General features: G+C 70.3%; 15 protein-coding genes and 1 pseudogene. 10 read left to right on the forward strand and 6 right to left on the reverse strand.

The annotated features are described in order from the left end of the window. The first annotated feature begins 53 nt into the window (after positions 1-53). The 7 genes and pseudogenes from epsC to OG933_RS43080 all read left to right on the forward strand — a co-directional run bounded on the left by epsC (position 54) and on the right by OG933_RS43080 (position 7,384). Positions 54-662 (forward strand): serine O-acetyltransferase EpsC, encoded by a 609-nt coding sequence (gene epsC, locus OG933_RS43050; RefSeq protein ID WP_405632856.1) that lies wholly within the window; start codon positions 54-56, stop codon positions 660-662. An 84-nt stretch (positions 663-746) separates the two neighbouring features. Then, positions 747-1,700: pseudogene (locus OG933_RS43055) on the forward strand (acetyl-CoA carboxylase biotin carboxylase subunit family protein); the annotation flags it as partial. Positions 1,701-1,727: 27 nt separating this feature from the next. After that, complete coding sequence (locus tag OG933_RS43060) at positions 1,728-2,987, forward strand: cysteine synthase (protein WP_405633706.1); 1,260 nt, start codon at positions 1,728-1,730, stop codon at positions 2,985-2,987. Further along, positions 2,984-4,258 (forward strand): ATP-grasp domain-containing protein, encoded by a 1,275-nt coding sequence (locus OG933_RS43065; RefSeq protein WP_405632857.1) that lies wholly within the window; start codon positions 2,984-2,986, stop codon positions 4,256-4,258. The genes OG933_RS43060 and OG933_RS43065 overlap by 4 nt, the downstream gene beginning before the upstream one ends. A gap of 81 nt (positions 4,259-4,339) precedes the next feature. Further along, complete coding sequence (locus tag OG933_RS43070; protein WP_405632858.1) at positions 4,340-5,596, forward strand: ATP-grasp domain-containing protein; 1,257 nt, start codon at positions 4,340-4,342, stop codon at positions 5,594-5,596. A gap of 50 nt (positions 5,597-5,646) precedes the next feature. Continuing rightward, positions 5,647-6,870, forward strand: coding sequence for an MFS transporter (locus tag OG933_RS43075; protein ID WP_405632860.1), 1,224 nt, complete (start codon positions 5,647-5,649; stop codon positions 6,868-6,870). Between the two features lie 61 nt (positions 6,871-6,931). Beyond that, a complete protein-coding gene (locus tag OG933_RS43080; protein ID WP_054244704.1) occupies positions 6,932-7,384 on the forward strand; it encodes a cupin domain-containing protein in 453 nt (150 codons plus the stop codon). Positions 7,385-7,455: 71 nt separating this feature from the next. Here the strand turns inward: OG933_RS43080 and OG933_RS43085 are convergent, their stop codons facing one another. From OG933_RS43085 to OG933_RS43105, 5 genes are all read right to left on the reverse strand, one after another. Then, a complete protein-coding gene (locus OG933_RS43085; protein ID WP_362525817.1) occupies positions 7,456-8,004 on the reverse strand; it encodes a nucleoside deaminase in 549 nt (182 codons plus the stop codon). 28 nt (positions 8,005-8,032) lie between these two features. Continuing rightward, entirely contained in the window at positions 8,033-8,869 is an 837-nt protein-coding gene (locus OG933_RS43090) for an LLM class flavin-dependent oxidoreductase (protein ID WP_405632863.1), read from the reverse strand. 88 nt (positions 8,870-8,957) lie between these two features. After that, positions 8,958-10,190, reverse strand: a complete 1,233-nt coding sequence (locus OG933_RS43095; RefSeq protein ID WP_405632865.1) for an MFS transporter — start codon at positions 10,188-10,190, stop codon at positions 8,958-8,960. 256 nt (positions 10,191-10,446) lie between these two features. After that, on the reverse strand, positions 10,447-11,472 hold the full coding sequence (locus OG933_RS43100; protein WP_405632867.1) for a transporter substrate-binding domain-containing protein: 1,026 nt from the start codon (positions 11,470-11,472) through the stop codon (positions 10,447-10,449). 295 nt (positions 11,473-11,767) lie between these two features. Then, entirely contained in the window at positions 11,768-12,580 is an 813-nt protein-coding gene (locus OG933_RS43105) for a TauD/TfdA dioxygenase family protein (RefSeq protein WP_405632869.1), read from the reverse strand. A 626-nt stretch (positions 12,581-13,206) separates the two neighbouring features. Here OG933_RS43105 and OG933_RS43110 point away from each other — a divergent pair. Both OG933_RS43110 and OG933_RS43115 read left to right on the forward strand, forming a co-directional pair. Continuing rightward, the gene (locus OG933_RS43110) at positions 13,207-13,782 is read left to right on the forward strand and encodes an RNA polymerase sigma factor (RefSeq protein WP_362525802.1); all 576 of its coding nucleotides are present in this window, start codon (positions 13,207-13,209) and stop codon (positions 13,780-13,782) included. Beyond that, complete coding sequence (locus OG933_RS43115) at positions 13,779-14,774, forward strand: hypothetical protein (RefSeq protein WP_362525799.1); 996 nt, start codon at positions 13,779-13,781, stop codon at positions 14,772-14,774. The genes OG933_RS43110 and OG933_RS43115 overlap by 4 nt, the downstream gene beginning before the upstream one ends. Positions 14,775-14,882: 108 nt before the next feature. Here OG933_RS43115 and OG933_RS43120 read toward each other — a convergent pair whose 3' ends face one another. Next, complete coding sequence (locus OG933_RS43120; RefSeq protein WP_362525796.1) at positions 14,883-15,422, reverse strand: YbhB/YbcL family Raf kinase inhibitor-like protein; 540 nt, start codon at positions 15,420-15,422, stop codon at positions 14,883-14,885. 175 nt (positions 15,423-15,597) lie between these two features. Between OG933_RS43120 and OG933_RS43125 the strand changes: the two genes are divergently transcribed. Continuing rightward, a complete protein-coding gene (locus OG933_RS43125; RefSeq protein ID WP_362525793.1) occupies positions 15,598-16,302 on the forward strand; it encodes a GntR family transcriptional regulator in 705 nt (234 codons plus the stop codon). Positions 16,303-16,341 lie beyond the last annotated feature (39 nt).

Raw genomic sequence — 16,341 nt, forward strand, 5'->3', positions numbered from 1 at the left:
TCGAATTCGACGGCACCACAGGAAAACCAGGACATGCCATGACGGAGGATCGTATGCGTAGGGTGATCAGCAGGGCGAGGGAAGACCTCTCCGTGATCGTCGCGCGGGACCCGTCGATCCGCACCCGCGCGGAGGCACTGCTCCACCCCGCGCTGCCCGCGCTGTGGACCCACCGGCTGGCACATGCCCTGTACATCCGTGGGCACCGTCAGCTCGCCCGGCTCCTGGCCTACCTGGCCCGCGCGGTGACCGGCGGCATCGAAATCCATCCGGGCGCGACGCTGGGTCGGCGCGTGTTCATCGATCACGGGGCCGCGGTGGTCATCGGGGAGACGGCCGAGGTCGGTGACGATGTCACGATCTTCCACCAGGTCACGCTGGGCGCGGTCGGCTGGTGGCGGGACGGGCGCCGCGAACCCGGTGCCCGCCGGCATCCGGTCGTCGGCGACCGGGTGGTGCTCGGTACCAACGCGATCGTGCTCGGGCCGGTCACCGTCGGCGACGACGCGTTGATCGGCGCCGGTTCGCTGGTTCTGGGCGACGTGCCACCGGCCGCCCGGGTGATGGCCCCCGAAGCCGAGGTCGTGCAGCGGCTCTCGGCAGCGGATCGCGAGGAGGCCGACCAGCTGCTGCGCGCGCTGGCCACCTCCGGGTGCTGGTGACGGCCCGCCCGATTCCGTTCGCCGTTCAGCGTCTGCCGTTGTCGTTCCATCCGACCACGTGTCGGCATGCCATTGGAGGCATAGATGATTCACGTCGGTGTCGTGGAGAGCAACCTCTCCGGATCCGGCTTCGAAGGCCTGCAGATCATCAAGGAACTCGATTGCCGCGTCACCTTCTTCACCCGCGACCTGGACCGGTACCTGGAAGTGCCGGGCGGACCGGCCTACTTCGACAACTACGTCGACGAGATCGTGCACTGCGAGACGAACACCTTCGAGGGCCTTCTGCCGCACGTGCACGCGGCCGGGGCCGAGCATCCCTTTGACGCGTTCCTGACCCTGGCGGAGTACGACGTGGTCGTGGCCGCCGAGGTGGCGGTCCACCTCGGACTTCCCACGGTCAGCGTCGACGGCGTCGCGACGGCACGCAACAAGGCGCTGATGCGCCGACGGTGCGCCGAACTCGGCGTCGCGATACCGGCGTTCCGCACCGTGCGGAATCCCGCCGAGGCCGAGGCGGCCGCGGCGGAGATCGGCCTGCCCTGCGTGGTGAAACCGGCCGACGAGACCAGCAGTGCCGACGTCCGGCTGGTGGAGACCGCGGCCGAGGCGGCTGAGCATGTCGCACTGATCCGGTCCCGGGTGGAGAACACCCGCGGCCAGGCCCGCTATCACGAGCTGATGGTCGAGGAGTACCTCAGCGGCCCCGAGGTCAGTGTGGAGGTGCTGGCCGACGGCGACCGGTACGAGGTGTTCGGAGTGACCGACAAGTCGGTCACCGGCCAGGGCTACTTCGTCGAGCTGGCCCACACCTTCCCCTCCAGCCTGCCCGAGCCGGTGGTGCGCGCCTGCGGCGACCTCGCCGTGGAAGCGCTCCGCGCGGTCGGGTTCGACCTGGGCATGGCCCATGTCGAGATCAAGGTGACCGAGTCCGGGCCCAAGCTCATCGAGATCAACCCGCGGCCCGCGGGCGGCAAGATCACCTACCTGGTGGACCGCGCTCTCGGGATCCGGTCCCTGGAGCTGGTGGCCCGGCAGTACCTCGGGCAGCCGCTGCCGGCCCGGGTGCTTCCCGAGCGGCCGGTCGGCGGCGCCGCCATCCGCTACCTGACCGCGCGGCCCGGCCGAGTCGTGTCGGTCGGCGGGCAGCAGCGGGCTGCCGCCCTGCCCGGCGTGGAGGAGGTCGTCGTCAAGCCCAAGCCGGGTTCCGTGGTGCGGGAGTTGCGTCGCAACGGCGACCGCGCCGGACATGTGCTCGTGGTGGCCGAGACCGCCGAGCTCGCGGCGCGCACCGCGGAGGCGGCCGCGCAGGAGATCAGCATCCGGACCGAGCAGGTCGCCCGGCGCCCGGTCGCGGACTCACTGGTCGACCTGATCGGTGGGACGCCGCTGCTCCGGCTGCCGGTTCACCGCATCGTGGACGGTGCCCCGGCCGACGCCGAGGTGCTGGCGAAGCTGGAACTGTTCAACCCCTGGTCCAGCAGCAAGGACCGGGCCGCGCTGTCGATGCTGCGCGGCGCCGAGGAGCGGGGGCTGCTCTCCCCGGGAGACGGCACCGTGATCGAGGCGACCTCGGGCAACACCGGCATCTCGCTGGCCGCGCTGTCGGCGGCCCGCGGCTACCGCTGCGTCATCGTGCTGCCGGACAACGCCACTCAGGAGCGGGTGGCCATGCTCCGCTCGCTCGGCGCCCAGGTGGTACGGACCCCGCACACGGGCGGCTACCAGGCGGCGGTCGACAAGGCCGAGGAACTCCACCGGCAGACCCCCGGCTCGTGGTTCTGCTGCCAGCACGACAACCCGGACAACACACGCGCCCACTACGAGACGACCGGCCCCGAGATCTGGAGCGACGCCGACGGGCGGATCGACGTGTTCGTCTGCGGAGTGGGCACCGGCGGCACGCTCAGTGGCGCCGGGCGGTACCTGCGCGAGAGCCATCCCGCGGTCCGGATCGTGGCGGTGGAACCGGCGGGCTCGCCGCTGCTGTCCGGAGGCGAGCCCGGCACCCACACCATCCCGGGCTTCAACGGCGGCTTCATCGCGCCCACCACGGAACGGAACCTCATCGACGAGGTCATCGCGGTCTCCGACGCGGACGCCCTGGACACCACCCGACGCCTCGCACAGCGCGCCGGACTGATGGTCGGTGTGTCGGCCGGTGCCGTCGTCCACGCGTCCGGCGTCCTGGCCGCCCGTCCGGAGTACCGGGGCCGGCGCATCGTGACCCTGCTGCCCGACACCGGCGAGCGGTACCTGAGCCTGCTCGGCCGCGAGGCCGAGCAGGTACCGGCCGCGGCCGCGCACAACGGCGGTGCCCGGTGACGGCGCACGGCCCCACCGATGACCGGCCCCGCCTGCTGATGGTGATGCCGTACCGCCAGTTCGTACGGAAAGCACAGGCCGAGGGGTTCTGGGTCGGTGCGATCTGGGACCCCCGGCTGGAGTCGCCGGACTACCTCGACGACGTGCGCGCCCTGGCGGACCTGTTCGTGTCGGCCGACTTCCGGGACGCGGAGCTGCTGCGCCACACCCTCCACGAGGTGGCCCAGGAACACCGCGCCACGCTGATCTACCACATCGGCAGGGAGGAAACGATGGTCACCGCCTACGAGGTGGCCGAGGACCTGCACACCGAGCTCAACCCGGCCGCGGCGATCCGCCTTCTCGCCGACAAGCGAGCGATGCGGGACCTGCTCGCCCGGCACGGGCTGTCCCCGGTGTCCTACGAGGCCGCACCGACGCGGCATGAGGTGCCGGACGCGGTCGAGCGCATCGGCTACCCGGCCGTGGTCAAGCCGACCGCGCTGGCCGGCAGCCGAGGGGTGTTCCTGTGGCAGGAGGCGCAGGACCGCGCGGCCTGGACCGCACTCGTCGACCAGTACGGCTACGACGGCCCGTTCCTCGTCGAGGAGTATCTGCGGGGTCCCGAATACAGCGTGGAGACGCTGAGCAGGGACGGCCGGCACCAGGTCGTCGGCATCACCGAGAAGCTGCTGGGACCACCCCCGCTCTTCGTGGAAGTGGGGCACGTGCATCCGGCGCCGCTGCCCCAGGACCGCCGGCGGGCCGTCGAGGAACTCACCACGCAGTTCCTCACGACGTGCGGGTACCGGTTCGGCCCCGCGCACACCGAGGTGATCTGGACACCGAACGGCCCGCGCATCGTCGAGTCGCAGGCCCGGCTCGGCGGTGACCGGATACCGCGGCTCGTCGAGCTCGCCACCGGACTCGACATCGAACAGGCGATCTTCGCCGCCCTGGCGGACAGACCGGCCGAGCCCGCCGAGCCCACGGCGACCGCGATCGTGCGGTTCTTCACCTTTCCACCCGGCCGCGTCGACGAGATCCACGGCCTGGAGACAGCCGCTCGGCTCGGACACGTCGACGAGCTGAGCCTCCGGCTGCGGCCGGGCGACACCGTACCGGCGGTCGTCGACTCCAAGAGCCGGCACGGGCACGTCATCGTCTTCGGCGCCTCTCCCGAGGAGGCCCGCGCCCGCTGCGCGGAGGTGCTCGCCGCCATCGAGGTCGTCATCGACGACACGTCCGTACGAGCGGACGGTCGCGCCGGAGCGCTCGGTACGCCCGTATGAGCACCGCCGGTCACGAGTCCCCCCACCCCGAAGAAAGGCAGTGACGATGCAGTGGTCCACACCCACGACCAGGAGGTCGCCATGAGCACCCCCGCCACCGACGCACAGGTGGTGTTCGTCGGCTACAACGCGGCCTACCTGCGCGCCATCGACGGGAGCGTCCCCAGCGGGTCGGTCGTGGTGATCGAGGAACCCGACATCATCCGCAAGCGCCGACTGCAGGACGCGGCGGCACGCTTCGACTGCCTGGACCGGATCGTCCCGGCGGGCTACCAGCAGTCGGCCGAGGCCCTCGACCTGGCGGCCGAGCTGACGGCCGCGCGGCCGGTGGCCGCCGTCGTCCCGGGGCTGGAGTACGCGGTGCCGGCAACGGCCGCGTTGGCCGAGAAGCTCGGGCTGCCGGGAGCGACCGAAACGGCCGCGCAGGCGCTGCGGGACAAGGTCCGGCTGCGCGAGGTCTCCGGCGCGGGCGGCGTCCGCAATCCGCGCTGGCGCGAGGTGCACGGCCCCGCGGACATCCTCGAGTTCGCCGGCGACGGTCCGGTCGTGGTCAAGCCGGCGAACCGGCAGGCGAGTGTCGGCGTGCAACTGCTCGACTCGGTCGACGCCGCCACCGCGGCGCAGGCATGGCGGCGGACCTCGTCCGCCGCCGAGTACGAGCAGGTGCCCGACCGGCAGCTGGCATGGCGCTTCCTCGCCGAGGAACGCCTGCGGGGTCCCGAGTACAGCGTGGAGGCGCTGGTACGGCAGGGCGAGATCATCTTCGAGAACGTCACGGCCAAGACCGTCGTCCCGGGCCCGTATCCCGTCGAGCTCGGCCATCTGCTGCCTGCCCCGCTCGACCAGGACACGCAGGCCGCGTTCGAGACGGCCATGCGGGCGCTGGTCGCCGCGATCGGCTTCCGGACCGGCATCCTGCACGCGGAGTGGATCCTGACCGAGTCGGGCCCGACGCTGGTCGAATGCGCCGGCCGCTGCCCTGGTGACTACCTGATCGACCTCATCGACCTGGCATACGAAACACGGATCAGGCTGACCCTGATCGACCTGCTGGCCGGCCGTACGGTCACCCTGCCCCGCTCCGCGCGGCAGACCTCGGCGATCCGGTTCCTGGCCGCCGAGCCGGGCACCGTGACGGAGGTCGCCGGCGTGGACACAGCGCAGGGGTTGCCCGGCGTCCACGTCGCGGAGGTGGATGTCGAGGCAGGCCAGGAGGTCCGGCCGTGGGCATCCTCCTGGGACCGCGCCGGGCACGTCATCGCGACCGGCCCGGACGCGGACACCACCCGTCAGCGCGTCCTGGACGCGGACGCTGCCATCCGCATCGCTACCGATTGAGGAAACACATGTCTGTTCTGTGGCAACGCGTCCGCGGATGGCGCGGGTCCATGCCCGGAGGATCGGTCGGCACAAGGCTGGCCGTGATGGCGATGATCGACGCGGTGGGCACCGGTGCCTTCCTGGCCGTCTCCGTGCCGTTCGTCACCAGGTCGGTGCACCTGTCCGAGGGCAACCTCGGTTTCGGCCTGGCCTTGTCGGCCGCCATCGCCCTGGCCACGGCCATTCCGATCGGCATCCTGGCCGACCGGATCGGCCCGAAGAAGGTGCTGGTCGGGGTGAGCCTGTGGCGCTGCGCCTGCTTCGTGGTCTACCCGCTCGTCCAGAACCTGTGGCAGTTCCTGACCGTGGTGTGCCTGCTCGGCCTGGTCGACAAGGCGGCGGCACCGATGGAACAGGCCCTCGTCGGGCAGGCGACGGCGGCCGACGACCGGGTCAGGGTGGTGGCGATCCTCCGGTCGCTGCGCAACGTCGGCTTCACCCTCGGCGCCCTCCTGGGCGGCATCGGGCTGCTGATCGACACCCGGGCGGGGTACACCGCGATCCTGCTGGTCAACGCCGCCTCCTTCGCCGTGCTCGCGAGCCTGGCCGCCCGGCTGCCGGTGCTCAACGCGTCGGCGAAGAGCCTGCGTCGGCGCTTCTCGGTCAGTGTGCTGCGGGACGGATCGTTCCTGTCGTTCACCGGCATCAACGCCGTGCTCACCATGCACATGACCCTGCTGAGCATCGGTATCCCGCTGTGGATCGTCGGGCACACCGACGTCTCCTCGGCGCTGATCTCCCCCCTGGTGGCGGTCAACACCGTGCTCGCAGTCGCCCTGCAGGTGCGGGCCAGCCGGGGGACCGACACCATCGCCGGCGCCGCACGGGCCCTGGTATGGGCCGGCATCTCCCTCGCGGTCTGCTGCCTGCTGCTCGTCGCGGCGCCGAAGCTGCCGGTCGTCCTGGGCGTCGGCGTGCTGCTGCTGGCCATGGTCGCGCTGACCGGCGGCGAGTTGTTCCAGTCCGCCGGTGGCTGGGGCGGCTCCTACCTGCTCGCGGTGCCCGGTCAGGAAGGCGTCTACCTCTCGGTCTTCTGGCTCGGCGTGGCCGTCCAGCAGATCGCGGCACCGGTCCTGGTCAGCCTGGTCGTCACGGCCGGCTCCACCGGATGGGTCGTCCTGGCCGCGCTGTTCGCCGTCTGCGGACTTGCCGCGCCGGCCATCGGCCGATGGGCACAGGCACAGGCGGCCGGCAGGCACCGACCGGACCCGAGCCTGGCCGAGGCCACGTAACCACCATGCATGCCGCTCCCGTAGTCGAGTCGGCACAGTTGATCACCACTCAAGGAGAGACATGTCCGTTCCGCTGTATGTTCCTTCGGGCGAAGGCGAGTTCGTCAACATCCGGGACACCAAGAGGACGTACCTCAAGCTCACCACGCCGGACTCCAACGGCGAGTTCGGCTTCTTCGAGCACCACATGGCTCCGGAGGCGAGCGGTGCCAGCCCGCACATCCACAAGGACTCCACCGAGATGTTCTACGTGGTGAAGGGTGAGATCGAGTTCACCATCGGCGACCGCAAGGTCGTGGGTGAACCCGGCGCGTTCGCCTACATACCCAAGGGCGAGCCGCACGGCTTCACGAACAGGGGCAACGAGGACGCCACGCTGCTGATCATGTTCTACCCGATCTACAACCGTGAGGACTACTTCCGCGGCTTGGGGCGCCTGACGGCCAACGGGCGCAACCCCAGCCTGGAGGAACTGCAGGAGCACATGGCGAAGTACGACCAGTTCATGGTCTGACCCGCGAATCCACGGCAACGAACGGGGCCTGGCAGCGATTCCGCTGCCAGGCCCCGGTGTTCATGCCGGCGTCAGGCGCTCGCGCTGCTCCCGGTGCGGGCACGCCACTGCAACTCCCGTACCTGTTCGGCGAGTTCCGGGACGGGACCCGCCACCACGAGGCCGGGCACGACGTCCTGGATCGACAGCGGACTCAAGGGCGAGGTGACCGGCACGCCCCACTCCGCCTTCCAGTCCCGAGCTTGCTGGGACGAGCTCGCGTACACGATGCGGCCCAGTCCTGCCCACCCGTGTGCGGCCGCGCACATCGGGCAGTGCTCACCCGAGGTGTACACGGTCGCCGTGGCCCGCTCCTCGGCGCTCAGGTGGGTCGCGGCCCAGCGGGCGAGTTCGAATTCGGGGTGCCGGGTCGGGTCGCCCGTGGTGGACTCGCGGTTGCGGTCCTCGGCAAGGATCTTGCCGTCCGCATCGACGAGCACGGATCCGAACGGCCAGTCGCCGGCCTCCACCGCCTCGGCCGCCAGCTCGATGCAGCGACGCAGATAGGGCAGTTCGGCTTCGGGGACGGTGGTGGAGCGGTCGGCGCCGCTCTCGGGAAGGTCGTGGTCGTTGAGGGCCACTGATACTCCGTCTCGTTGGGGGTGTCGGCTAGGGCCGGTGCGCGGCCACCGTCGCCAGCGCCTGCCACGCCGCCTCGGGCCGCAGGGTTTCGTTCGGATCGCCGTGGTACGGATCGAGCAGCACGGTTTCGGCACCGGCAAGGCGCAATTCCTCGATGTCCTCGAGAATCTGCTCGAGGGTTCCCTCGCCGGCCCGGCGATCCGGGTCGTCGATCGGCCTTTCCGTGAGCCGGAGATAGATGCGCGGCGCCAACTCCGGTACCGGCTGATCGAGCTCGGCCGCAATATCCTTCAGTCGATCCAAGGCGTCCCTGAACCAGGGCATCGTGAACCGCAGTGGATGCCATGGAGAACCAAGTCGAACGGCACGCCTTATTGCGGCGTCGCTGTTGCCGCCGACCCAGATGGGAATCTGTCCGCAGCGATAGTCGTCGTCGTTCTCCCATGCGACACGTAGGGCCCGAAGGAGTTCGTCGGTCAGAGCACCACGCCGTTCGAACGGGATGCCCAGCGCCTCGAACTCCTCCCGTGCCCAACCGACCCCGACGCCGAGGATCAGCCGGCCGCCGCTGAGTTGTTGCAGGTTGGCAGCCATGCGGGCGACCAGCAGCGGGGGCCGGTAGGGCGCGATGAGCACCGTCGTGCCCAGCTCTATCCTCGTCGTGATTCCGGCCAGCCAGGAGAGAGTTGTGAACGGTTCGTAAAATGGGGCGGGATATTGCCGGGCGACATCCGATGTGATCGCCACATGGTCGGAGAGCATCAACAGGTCGAATCCGAGACCCTCCGAGGTTTTGGCCCAGCGGGCCAGGTTGTCCGGGTTCGCACCCGGACCGAAGTTGGGGACATTCACACCGATCCGCATGACCCAACACTAGCAACTGGCGCTCAACTGCGTGCAGTTGTCGGCCAGGCTCCCGGCGGAGCGAATGCACGGGGGGAGTGGCGGTCGGTCAGTTGTCCTGAGATGAACCGCATTTCTTCGAATCCGGCAGATGCGCTCTGCGAAGGTCCAGGAGGAAGAATGCGGCCAGCACGGCCGCCGTCGCCGGGAAGAGGGTGGACGGGCCGCCGAGGGAGAGCAGGGGGCCGCCCGCGAGTGATCCGATCCCGGTACCGCCGTCGAAGGCGATGTTCCATGCGACCCCGGCCACGCCGAGGCCGCCGGGGCGGTCGCCGGCCGCCTGCATGGCGAGGACCAGGGTGGCGCTCTGGACCGCGCCGAAGCCCGCCCCGAACAGGGCTGTACCGGCCAGCAGCAGAGCGGGGTCGTGAGACGCCGCGCCCGAGGCGGTGCCGATCGTCGTGGCCACAACGGCGGGCAGGAGCACCTGTCGGCCGCCGTACCTGTCGATGAGCCACCCGGCTCCGAGCCGGGAGAGCACGGTGGAGGCCTGCGCGGCGAGCAGCGCCCCGGGCGCGGCCGAGGCGGTCAGCGGCAGGAAGGTGAAGACGACGCCGTAGGCCGTGGTGGAGGCGGCCTCCACCATGAGGGGGCCGGTCATGGGGCGCAGCGACCGCCATGTTCCGTGCGGGGTCCACGGGCGGCCGGAGCGAGGTCCGGCCGGGCGGGCGGGCGCGGCGGTGCGAGAAAGGCCGAACGAGCCGACCACGACCAGTGCGGCCGTGCCCGCCGCCAGTGCGAAGGCGAGCCCGTACGCCTCCTGCCGGGCCAGGGCGATGCCCAGCGGAGCCCCCAGGACGCCGGCGACACCGACCACCGCGCCGTACCAGCCGAGGGCTCGCCCCCGGTTGCCGGACGGGAACAGCTCAGCGGTGAAGGTGACACCGGCGACGACGAACACGCCGAAGCCCAGCCCGCGTACTGCCGCGAGGCCGGTCAGGGCGGGCAGCGTGGAGACAGCCGGCAGGACCAGGCACGGCAGCCCGAGCAGCGCACCGCTCATGGCGAGTGCGTACCTTCGTCCGAGCCGCGCGAAGAGCCACGGTGTGAAGGGCTGGACGACCAAGGTGGCCGCCATCAGGGTGGCGGTGAGCACTCCGGCGCCCGACGGTCCGGCGCCGGAGCGGACGGCGTACGCGGGCATCGCGGAAAGTGTCAGATTGAAGCCGGCGAAGCCACCGAACGCGGCGATCAGGGTGCCGGCGATCGCTGTCCGCCTTCGCCCGGCGGAGGGCGCCGGGCAGGGGTCGGTCGAGGCGGACGAGTCCGCGGGTGTGATCATCGCAGCCCGGCCGCGCCCTGGAGCCTGGTGCGCAGCGAGCCTTGGTACGGGCCGCGGAACGGCGTCACTGCGAAGAGAAGATCGGTCAGGGCAAGCATGACGCCGGGGCCCTTCTTTGTCTGGCGGACGACGAGCCGACGCGCCCTTCGCGACGGCACGCTCTGTGGCCCGCGACCGACGAGGACACGACCGGTGCGGCCGAACCCGCTCCGGGGCCGCGCAGGTGACGATGGCGGGCCCCGGAGCGGGTGGCGGATCAGGAGTTGTCGAGCGGCAGCCCGGGCGGGTTGACCTCGGACTTGGCGACGGCCTCGTTGGAGAGGTTCCAGGCGGCCAGCCACTTGGCGTACTGACCGTTCTTGATCAGGTAGTTGATCGCGTCGGCGATCGGCTCGGCGAGACCGCTGTCCTTCTTGGAGGTGGCCGCGATCAGGCCCTGGAGCGTCTCGCCGGCGCCGGAGAAGGTGCCCGCGTTGGCCGTGGGCTTGTTCGTCTTCGCGGTCTGGGTGATGTGGTAGGAGATGCTCGGGTTGGGCCCGAAGTGAGCATCGATCTTGCCGCTGTTGAGCGCCAGGTAGACGCCGTTGTTGTCCGGATAGTGCTTGATGGTGAGCTTCTTGCCCTCGCTCTGCAGCTTCTTCTGCCACTCGATGAGGATGCGCTCCTGATTGGTGCCCGAGCTGACCGAGACGGTCTTGCCTGCGAGGTTCTCGTAGTCGCCGTCGAACTTCCAGTCGGCGGACTTCAGCACCTCGAAGGCGAGGTTGTCCTGCCGGTAGGAGGCGAACTCGTACTTCTCCTTGCGCTCCTCGGTGTCGGTGACGTTCGAGAAGGCGACGTCCACCTTGCCGCCGTCGATACCGATGAAGAGGTTCTCCCAGGTGAAGTTCTTGCTCTCCGGCTCGAGGCCGAGGACCGCGGCGACGAGGCGGCCGATGTCGGTCTCGGAACCGGTGAGGGTCTTCTGGTCGTCACCCACGTAGTCGAGCGGGGCGGAACCGGATGGCAGAGCGCCGTGGCCGATCACCAGTCTGCCGCTCTTTCTTATGGCATCGGGCAGCTCGGCGCTGATCGACTTGACCTCGGACACCTCGAGAGTGGTCTCGGTGGCGGCGCCGTTGGAGAACTGACCGATGGTCACGCTTCCGGAGGCGGCGTCGGCCGTCTTGGTGGCGGCGTCACTGTCACCACCGCAGGCGGCAAGCGCGGTGGCGAGGGTGGCGACAGCGGTCGCCACGGTGATGCCGCGTACCAGGCTACGTCGGGTGAAGTGGGTAGACATGGCCGTTCCTTGTCGCTCGGGAGAAGGTGGTGGAGTGGGGGGAGATCGTGGATGCGCCGTGGGGTCGCGGTGGACTGCGGTGGGTCGGACGACCTTGCTCAGGAGGTCCTCGGTCCGCTCGTACTCGGGCTTGTCGAGGACGTGAGGGCGCGCGAGATCGACGATCTCGACGCCTCGATGAAGACGACCGGACCGGCGATCGCGCGGGCGAAGCCGATCTTCTGGGCGGCGGCACCCAGGTCGGTACGGATGGGCGTGAAGTCCTCGGTGATGGCGAGGACTTCACCGCCCCTGGTCAGACCGCGGGTTGCCGGACCGGCTCCACTCCGATGACCTTGCGGTAGGCGCGGGCGCCGCCGCCGTAGTCGTCCACGGCGTAGTGCCAGGTCGCCCGGTTGTCCCAGAGCACGAAGTCGCCCGGGTCCCAGCCGAACCGGATCGTGTAGTCGGGCGACGACGCGTGCCGCAGCAGATGGTCGAGGAGCACCTTGCCCTCCGACGGCGTGAGGCCGGTCAGACCGATCGCCGACGTGCTGAGGAACAGCCCCTTCCGGCCCGTCTCGGGGTGCTCGAGGACGACCGGATGTTCGACGGTCTCCCCGACCGGGGTCCGTTTGCTGCCTTGCGCGTAGTTCCCCGCGTTGCCGTCGTAGACCGCGCCGACCGATTCGAGCAGCACCTTGAACGGCTCGGACAAATCGTCGTACGCCGCCTGGAGATCGGCCCAGAGTGTGTGCCCACCCAGCTCGGGCACCACTTCGTAGGTCAGTGACTCGATCGCGAAGACGGGCTGCCGCCACAGACCGCCGATGTGCCAGGTACTGGCCTTGCCCGTCCTGCGGACGTCGTAGGGGTAGACCAGCGCGTGGGCGGGGTCCTTCACGGCGGTCGGGTGGTCGAACGGTTCCGCGAAGACACGTACCGCCTCGACGTGCTGAGCGGGAGTCAGATGCTGGCCGCGGAAGACCAGCACCTTGTGCTCCCGGAAGGCGCGGCGCAGTTCCTCGGCGGTACGGTCGTCGACGCCTGCCTTCAGATCGATGCCGGTCACCTCCGCACCGAACCGCGGTCCCGCCCGCCGGATCTCGTAGCGCGCGACAGTGCTCATGGCTCTCCCTCTGTGTGCTGCCGTTACGGGGATGTCATGCCGGGGTCGCCTCCTGCTGGACAGGCGAAGGCGACGTCAGACGCGGCGACACATCGACGCGTCGACACGCGCCAGATCCACGTACAACCTGCGGTGCAGCAGCACTGGAATGCTCACGCCACCATGTCTACCAGCCCGGACCGAGACGGATCATTGCAGGTGCATGAAGCTTCCGGGCAGGTCGGCCGGGCGCCGGGGGTGCTGCGTGCGCCGGGCCCGCCGCGCCGCGTCAGGAGCCCACGGTTCCACTTGCTTGGGTGGCGCCTGACCTGGCAGATGTCACAACACGCCGCGGAATCAGCACTGTTGTGATGCGAGTGAGTGGGATGGGTGCTTCTGTGAAAGGAAAGAGCGAGGCATGGAGCCTGTGATCGTCGGAGCGGTGGTGACCGTGGCCGTCAGTGTCGTCAACGCCGTAGTGAAGATCGCTCAGCGGCGGCTCAACGTGTCGGTGGAGATAGCACGTATCACTGAGACGGCACAGACCGAGCGGGTGCGATTCCTCGCCCGGCGGGCCGTTCCGGCTGCTCCGTACCGGCCCCGCCGTCTCGAGGCGGGGACGGCCCACCGGAGCGGGGGTGACGATCATGGAGGACGCCCCCAGCGTTGAGGTGGGTCTGGCCGAGCCGCTGGAGACCGCGGACGGTCCGCAACCGGGGATCCAGCTTGCCGGGGCCCTGCACAACGAGCAGTACCCCGCGCTCGTCCGCTTCCTGCTCCTGCACGGAGCCTCCTGGAACGAGGCGCAGGACGCTGCCCAGGACGCCTTCACCCAGATGTGCGCCCCGGGCGTCAGCGTCGTCTATCCCAGGGCCTGGCTGCGCACCGTGGCCTGGCGGTCCTGGGTGAGCCAGCAGGTGAGACTCGAAGAGACCTGCGCGGAGCTGCCCGAGCCGCAGCCGGGCCTGCGCTGGCAGACACCGGCGCACGCCGCCGAGCTGGGAGAGGAAGAACGCCGGGTGCTGTCCCTACTGCTTCAGCTCCCCGCCAAGCAACGCGCCGCCATGGCCTGGCACCTGGACGGATTCACCACCGAGGAGAGCGCACGCGCCATGGGCACCACACAGGCGGCGGTCCGGCAGAACCTGGCCCGCGCCAGAGCAGCACTCAAGGAAGGCCTGCGGCTCGACGGCCGGTACGTCAACGAGAGGGGGAAGGCATGACGCCCGACGGCCCCCGCGCACAGCAGCAGGGCGACCGCTGCGGGGACGGCGTCGACGCCCTGCTCGCCGCAGCGCACCACCAGCTCGGCATCGCCGTCACGGACCGCGTCAACGCCCGGGGCGGACCGCCCGAACTGCGCACCCCGGACCTGGCACTGGACCGCCTCCTGGCGGCGAGCCACCGCTCCCTGGGGCACGGCGTCAGCCGCCGTCTGTCCAGGGAGGCCAGCGCCGCCCTGGCCCAGCGACACTCCGCGCACCGAGCACGCATGGGCGCGAAGGGATCCCTGTCCCGCCGACCGGCGGCGGTCCGTGTGAAGTACCGCGAGGACGCCCTGCGCAGGGTGCACCTCTACTGGCCCTTCGACCTGGCCGAGGCCATGCATGAGGCCATCCGCATGGTCCAGGACCTGTGCGACCTCCTCGGCGACGCGGCGCAACCGCTGGGCGATGCCCTCGTCATGGTCACCAGGCTTCGCGACCACCTCGAGCGGGTGTCCCAGCTGCCCGAACCGCACCGTCCGCCCATGTCGCTGACCGGACTGGACTACCTCGACGCGGTCGAGTCCGTCCTTGCCGACCCCGCCGAGCGGCTCGCCGGCGGCCTTCACGCCATCCGGGAGCTGCTCGACGAAGAACTCGCACCCACCGTCGCGGCCCTCGACCCGGGCGGGCGCCCGTATCTCTTCGGTGTCGACGCCGTGGCCCAGGACCTCATCGACGACCTGGCCGTCGCCTGCGAGGAGGCCGACATGCTCGCCCGGGCCGTGGCAGAAGTCGAACGAGCCAGTAACGACTTCGTCGGAGCGGACCTCAGCAGCGCCAAACTGGACGGCGTGCTTCTGGAGGGAATCCTGTGGGACGCCACCACGTTGTGGCCCGCCCAGTGGGAAACCCGTGTACGTCATGCGTCGCTGCCGTGCGGCGCGGAGGAAGGGATCCTCATCGTCGCTGCGGAAGGCTCCGATTCGGTGGTCCCGGCGGAGGCGTAGGACCTGGCGTGTGTACCTGAGGCCTCGGGTGCACAGCCCATGCGCACACTGCCTCACGGCGCCGGGGGAGTCGGGAGCACAGGAGGAGGCGGGTCTCCTGACTGTTCCTCAGGCGGGCGTTTCGGCGGTGGCGGTCAGGACCGCGCGGCCGAGGATGTGGCCGGCCATGGTGAAGCCGAGGGCGGCCGGAGTGGCGTCGGCGGGGACGCCGATGGCGTCGACGTCGAGGGCGTGCACCACGGTGAAGTAGCGGTGCGGGCCGTGACCCGCCGGCGGGGCGGCGCCTATGAAGCGGGCCGCTCGGGCGTCGTTGGGCAGCTGGAATGCGCCTTCGGGAAGGCCCGAGCCGGTGTCGTCGCCGGCGCCTTCGGGCAACCCGGTGACGGTGGCGGGGATGTCGGCGACCGCCCAGTGCCAGAACCCGGACCCGGTGGGGGCGTCGGGGTCGTAGACGGTGACGGCGTAGCTCCTGGTGCCTTCCGGGGCGCCGCTCCAGGACAGCTGTGGGGAGACGTCCTTCCCGCCGGGAACGCCGAAGAGTCCGGAGTACTGCTCGATCGACCAGGCTGCGCCGTCGGCGACGGTGGTGCTGGCAACGCTGAAAGAGGCCGCCTCGGGGAGGCGGGCGAAGGGGTCGTTGGCGCTCATGGCGTCGTTCCTTTCGGTCCGTGCTGTGGGGTGGCGGTGATGCGGCCGACGGAGGTTGCGCCCCGGCGGCGCCAGGAGCCGTCGCCACCGTCGCCCGGTGCTCACCACCGAGATCGACTGAGATCGACGATAACATCAATAATCGATTATCCATCCGATCGTCTATTCTGTAGGCATGAGCCGAACGACCCACACCTCCGCCTCGTCGGGGAAGCAGATGCTCTCCGAGCAGGTCTACACACACCTGCGGGACGCGATCATGCGCGGGGATCACGCCCCCGGTGACGCCCTCAAACCCCAAGACCTCGCCAAAGAGCAGGGCGTGAGCCTGGCCGTCGTGCGCGAGGCGCTCGTGCGGGTGGTCGGTGAGGGCCTCGCCGACCGGCTGCCCAACCGGGGCTTCGCCGTCCCGGCCTTCTCCGACCGCCGCTGGCAGGAGATCGCGGAAGCGCGCCGGACCGTCGAACCGGCCATGCTGCGTATGTCCGTCGAACGCGGCGACGTCGACTGGGAAGCCCGCGTACGAGCCGCCCATCACCGACTGAGCCGTACCCCGGCGTACGTACCGGAGGAGGGCGAGCACTACAGCAGCGCATGGGCCGAAGCCCATCGAGTCTTCCACCGCACCCTGCTGGAGGGGTGCGGCAACCTCGTCCTGCTGGAGACCTTCGACCGGATGTGGACCGCGAGCGAGCTGGCGCGCCGCTGGTCGGCGCACCGCAACCCCGGCAGGGACGGCGCCCTGGAACATCGCCGGCTGGAAGAGGCCGCGCTCGCCCGCGATGCCGACACCGCGGCCGAGGTCCTGACCCGACACCTCACCCAGACCGCGGCCGGACTGACCGACTGCCCCCACCACGAACCCACGGAGGAGGCCTGATGTCTCGCCGACCCGGCCGCACGACCGTACGACCGCACC

It is taken from the genome of Streptomyces sp. NBC_00016 (assembly GCF_045040885.1).
GTDB lineage: Bacteria > Actinomycetota > Actinomycetes > Streptomycetales > Streptomycetaceae > Streptomyces > Streptomyces coriariae.

What these genes read in the sequence shown, in the direction of transcription:
- epsC (WP_405632856.1), top strand. Translation starts at nt 54, where the DNA reads ATGCGTAGGGTGATCAGCAGGGCGAGGGAAGACCTCTCCGTGATCGTC.
- OG933_RS43070 (WP_405632858.1), top strand. Translation starts at nt 4,340, where the DNA reads ATGAGCACCCCCGCCACCGACGCACAGGTGGTGTTCGTCGGCTACAAC.
- OG933_RS43075 (WP_405632860.1), top strand. Translation starts at nt 5,647, where the DNA reads ATGCCCGGAGGATCGGTCGGCACAAGGCTGGCCGTGATGGCGATGATC.
- OG933_RS43080 (WP_054244704.1), top strand. Translation starts at nt 6,932, where the DNA reads ATGTCCGTTCCGCTGTATGTTCCTTCGGGCGAAGGCGAGTTCGTCAAC.
- OG933_RS43090 (WP_405632863.1), bottom strand. Translation starts at nt 8,869, where the DNA reads ATGCGGATCGGTGTGAATGTCCCCAACTTCGGTCCGGGTGCGAACCCG.
- OG933_RS43095 (WP_405632865.1), bottom strand. Translation starts at nt 10,190, where the DNA reads ATGATCACACCCGCGGACTCGTCCGCCTCGACCGACCCCTGCCCGGCG.
- OG933_RS43100 (WP_405632867.1), bottom strand. Translation starts at nt 11,472, where the DNA reads ATGTCTACCCACTTCACCCGACGTAGCCTGGTACGCGGCATCACCGTG.
- OG933_RS43105 (WP_405632869.1), bottom strand. Translation starts at nt 12,580, where the DNA reads ATGAGCACTGTCGCGCGCTACGAGATCCGGCGGGCGGGACCGCGGTTC.
- OG933_RS43110 (WP_362525802.1), top strand. Translation starts at nt 13,207, where the DNA reads ATGGAGGACGCCCCCAGCGTTGAGGTGGGTCTGGCCGAGCCGCTGGAG.
- OG933_RS43115 (WP_362525799.1), top strand. Translation starts at nt 13,779, where the DNA reads ATGACGCCCGACGGCCCCCGCGCACAGCAGCAGGGCGACCGCTGCGGG.
- OG933_RS43120 (WP_362525796.1), bottom strand. Translation starts at nt 15,422, where the DNA reads ATGAGCGCCAACGACCCCTTCGCCCGCCTCCCCGAGGCGGCCTCTTTC.
- OG933_RS43125 (WP_362525793.1), top strand. Translation starts at nt 15,598, where the DNA reads ATGAGCCGAACGACCCACACCTCCGCCTCGTCGGGGAAGCAGATGCTC.